The 1,279-nt window shown below is 61.6% G+C and carries 1 protein-coding gene; it reads left to right on the top strand.

From position 1 onward, the window contains the following. The first annotated feature begins 307 nt into the window (after positions 1-307). Positions 308-835 carry a P-loop NTPase family protein gene (locus G1C96_RS10065; RefSeq protein ID WP_169276450.1) on the top strand — a complete coding sequence of 176 codons (528 nt, stop codon included), beginning with the start codon at positions 308-310 and terminating at the stop codon, positions 833-835. Positions 836-1,279: the final 444 nt, after the last annotated feature.

Genomic DNA, 1,279 nt, shown 5'->3' with positions numbered 1-1,279 from the left:
CGGCGATGGTACTGCACTCGATAGGGTGTGGGAGAGTAGCACGCCGCCGCAATTCACGTCTGGCCCGGAGGGTGTTCCCCTCCGGGCCTTTTTCATACCCGGAGGAGACCGAAGACGATCTCCTTTTCTGTTTGCCTGGACATCGTCCCGGGCCTTTCCGTACCCGGGCTTCGCGGCCGGCCGGTCCTAGGTGTTGGCGGGCCGTGTCGTTTCCCGTCGTTGTTTCATGGTCGGGCCTCGCTCGGGCATGTTCCGCAGTCGGCGCTGACCGAAACGGACCACTCGTCCGTGGATAGGATATGAAGCCATGAGGATCAGCATCATGGGACTTTCCGGCAGTGGCAAATCCACGCTGGCGCGTGCGCTGGGCGAGGAGCTCCGCAGCCCCGTGCTCCACCTTGACACCGTGCAGTTCCTGCCCGGCTGGGAAAACAGGCCGATGGACCAGCAGCTGGGCATGGTGTCCGACTTCCTGGACGAGCATGGATCCTGGGTGATCGACGGCAACTACACCAATCTGCATGTTGAGCGGAGACTGCGTGAATCCGACTGCATCGTCATCCTGCTGTTCGGCCGCATCACCAGAGTGCGTCGTGTCATCGCCCGTGCACGGCGGTACCGTGGCACCGCGCGACCGAGCATGACGCCGGGCTGCAACGAACGCATCAACGCCGATTTCCTCTGGTGGGTCATCTGGCGAGGCTGCGACCGCGCACACCTGCGCTACTATCGCGACGTCGCTCGCCGTTATCCGTCGACGACCGTCGTGATACGCACGCAGCGCGAGCTGGACCGTTGGCTCCGCGACGCGCTTCCCCAGCTGCTGCGGCGATGATCCGCACATAATGTCCGTTATCGGCTATCGGGCCGCGACGACGAACGCCTAGATCGTCACGGTCGAAGCATCCAGGGCGGAGAGCCTCGCATGGTCCCTGCGCACGGCGCGGGTGCGTTCGCGTTGCGTCTCGCGGATGGGGCGCCGGTGAATGCGGCATGAATTCTTGACGACACGCCGATCGATTAATGGAATGCGCTGTATTTCGGTGGTGATGAGGCGTACTCTGGGCATAGATGATGGTCTGGAAGACCATTTGCAACACGCCGACGGATGGTAATGATTCCAACGTTTTGGCGATACTTCAGCGCGCCTGATTTGCGTGTGTGTTGGTTGTCGTGTATGTTTATCTCTTGCTGCCGCTCAGCGAGTGGTTCCCGGGTTCCGGGGGTCGAGGTTGGGCTGGTGTGGTGGTTTGAGAACTCAAGAGCGTGTTTGTACTAC

The sequence above is a fragment of the Bifidobacterium moraviense genome (genome assembly GCF_012932365.1).
Lineage (GTDB): Bacteria > Actinomycetota > Actinomycetes > Actinomycetales > Bifidobacteriaceae > Bifidobacterium > Bifidobacterium moraviense.
The sequence above is the reverse complement of the archived record's forward strand: the minus strand, read 5'-3'. Positions and strand labels throughout refer to the sequence as shown.